Annotated in this window: 2 protein-coding genes and 1 pseudogene; all 3 read left to right on the top strand. The window is 66.3% G+C overall.

From position 1 onward, the window contains the following. A pseudogene (locus MOV75_RS34255) lies at positions 1 to 316 on the top strand (threonine synthase); the annotation flags it as partial. After that, positions 313 to 1,602 (top strand): pitrilysin family protein, encoded by a 1,290-nt coding sequence (locus tag MOV75_RS34250; protein ID WP_246931841.1) that lies wholly within the window; start codon positions 313 to 315, stop codon positions 1,600 to 1,602. The pseudogene MOV75_RS34255 and the gene MOV75_RS34250, both read left to right, overlap by 4 nt. A 39-nt stretch (positions 1,603 to 1,641) precedes the next feature. Next, the gene (locus MOV75_RS34245; protein WP_018316343.1) at positions 1,642 to 2,229 is read left to right on the top strand and encodes a GNAT family N-acetyltransferase; all 588 of its coding nucleotides are present in this window, start codon (positions 1,642 to 1,644) and stop codon (positions 2,227 to 2,229) included. The last annotated feature ends 300 nt before the right edge of the window (positions 2,230 to 2,529 follow it).

Raw genomic sequence — 2,529 nt, 5'->3', positions numbered from 1 at the left:
GACCGCGGCTGCGATCCGCGCCGGCTGGCGGGAGGCAGGCGAGCTGGTCGATCCTCACACGGCGGTGGCGCTTGCTGTCGCCGACCGCGACACCACCGACACGAGGGTGCCGAGCATCGTGCTCTCGACCGCCCATCCGGCCAAATTCCCCGATGCTGTCGAAGCGGCCTGCGGCCAGCGGCCGCAATTGCCGGCCTGGCTCGACGGATTGATGACCAAATCCGAACACATGAAGGTGATGAAGAACGATCAGGCCGAGATCGAGCGGTTCGTGCTGTCGGTCAGCCGCGCCGCAAAGCAAGGAGTTGCCGGATGAGCGTCGAGATTTCCAAGCTTGCCTCCGGCCTGACCGTCGTCACCGACAAGATGCCTCACCTCGAGACCGCGGCGCTCGGCGTCTGGGCCGGCGTCGGCGGACGCGACGAAAAGCCCAACGAGCACGGCATTTCGCATCTGCTTGAGCACATGGCGTTCAAAGGCACGACCAAGCGCTCCTCGCGCGAGATCGTCGAGGAGATCGAAGCGGTCGGCGGCGACCTCAATGCCGGCACCTCGACCGAGACCACGTCCTATTATGCGCGGGTGCTGAAGGCCGACGTGCCGCTGGCGCTCGACGTGCTCGCCGACATCCTCGCCAATCCCGCCTTCGAGCCCGACGAGCTGGAGCGCGAGAAGAACGTCATCGTGCAGGAGATCGGTGCCGCGCAGGACACACCCGACGACGTCGTGTTCGAGCATCTCAACGAGCTCTGCTATCCCGACCAGCCGATGGGCCGCTCGCTGCTCGGCACGGCCAAGACGCTACGCGCCTTCAACCGCGACATGCTGCGCGGCTACCTCTCGACGCATTATCGCGGGCCCGACATGGTGGTGGCGGCGGCCGGCGCGGTCGATCACAAGCAGGTGGTCGCCGAGGCCGAGAAGCGTTTTGCGAGTTTCGAGGGGACGCCGGGCCCGAAGCCGCAAACCGCGCAGTTCGGCAAGGGCGGCGCCAAGGTGGTGCATCGCGAACTGGAGCAGGCACATCTGACGCTGGCGCTGGAAGGCGTGCCGCAGAGCGATTCGTCGCTGTTCTCGCTTCAGGTCTTCACCAACATCCTCGGCGGCGGAATGTCGTCGCGCCTGTTCCAGGAGGTGCGCGAGAAGCGCGGTCTCTGCTACTCGATCTACTCGTTCCACGCGCCTTATACCGATACCGGCTTCTTCGGTCTCTACACCGGCACCGATCCGGCCGATGCGCCGGAGATGATGGAGGTCGTGGTCGACATCATGAATGATTCGGTGGAGACGCTGACCGAGGCCGAGATCGCGCGCGCCAAGGCGCAGATGAAAGCGGGCCTCCTGATGGCGCTGGAGAGCTGCTCTTCCCGCGCCGAGCAGCTCGCCCGTCATGTGCTGGCCTATGGCCGGCCGCAGACGGTCGAGGAGCTGGTGGCCCGGATCGACGCGGTCAGCGTCGAATCGACCCGGGACGCCGCGCGTGCGCTGCTGTCGCGGAGCCGGCCTGCCGTTGTCGCATTAGGCAGCGGCAGGGGTCTGGACACGGCGGTGTCTTTTGCGGAAGGATTGACCCGGGCACGTGCCAAGGCGCGGCTGCATTAGGAGCCGCGCACGGGCTGATCTGCCCCGGGAAGCATCACCATGGCCCTCTTTCGCCTGCCGTCCAGTGGACCCGCCGCCCTCGCGCCGCGCGGCAACGGGCTGTTGTTGCGCGCGCCGCAGATGTCGGATTTCCTGCAATGGGCGCATTTGCGCGAAACCAGCCGCGACTACCTGACGCCTTGGGAACCGATCTGGCCGTCGGACGATCTCACCCGCTCCGGCTTCCGCCGCCGTCTGCGCCGCTATTCCGAGGACATCGCCGCGGACCGTTCCTATCCTTTTCTGATCTTCCGCGAGCTCGACGGCGCCATGGTCGGCGGCATCACGCTGGCCAATGTGCGGCGCGGTATCGTGCAGGCCGGCACCATCGGCTATTGGGTCGGGCAACCCCATGCTCATCGCGGCTACATGACGGCTGCGCTGCGGGTCCTGCTGCCGACGCTGTTCGGCGAGCTCAACCTGCACCGCGTCGAGGCGGCCTGCATCCCGACCAATGCGCCGTCGATCCGGGTGCTGGAGAAGTGCGGTTTCTCCCGCGAAGGCCTGGCGCGCCGCTATCTCTGCATCAACGGGGTCTGGCAGGACCATTTGCTGTTCGGCCTGCTGCACGAGGATTTCCGCGGCTGAGCCCGCCCGATTCGTGCAGCCGAATCCCCCTTTTTGCTGCCTTGGGTTCGCCGATTTTGACGATATAACGCGCAGGTCTACCGGCGATCGGCCGGGGACTTTGTCATGGAGTACGGGCTTTGATGGTGAAGCAGCTTCGGTCATCGCGGAATGTGCTGCGGCGGATGCCGGCGATCGCGCTGGCATTGTCGGTGTCGTTCGCAGCGGTTTCGCCGGTGGCGGCGCAGTCATTGACCGACCGCTTCAAGAGCCTGTTCGGCGGCAAGTCCGATGAGCCGGCCCAGCCCAAGCCGCCGCCTG

The sequence above is a fragment of the Bradyrhizobium sp. PRIMUS42 genome, assembly GCF_023006515.1.
GTDB lineage: Bacteria > Pseudomonadota > Alphaproteobacteria > Rhizobiales > Xanthobacteraceae > Bradyrhizobium.
Note: the sequence above shows the minus strand (reverse complement) of the source record. Positions and strands in the feature narration are given on the sequence as shown.

What these genes read in the sequence shown, in the direction of transcription:
- MOV75_RS34250 (WP_246931841.1), top strand. Translation starts at nt 313, where the DNA reads ATGAGCGTCGAGATTTCCAAGCTTGCCTCCGGCCTGACCGTCGTCACC.
- MOV75_RS34245 (WP_018316343.1), top strand. Translation starts at nt 1,642, where the DNA reads ATGGCCCTCTTTCGCCTGCCGTCCAGTGGACCCGCCGCCCTCGCGCCG.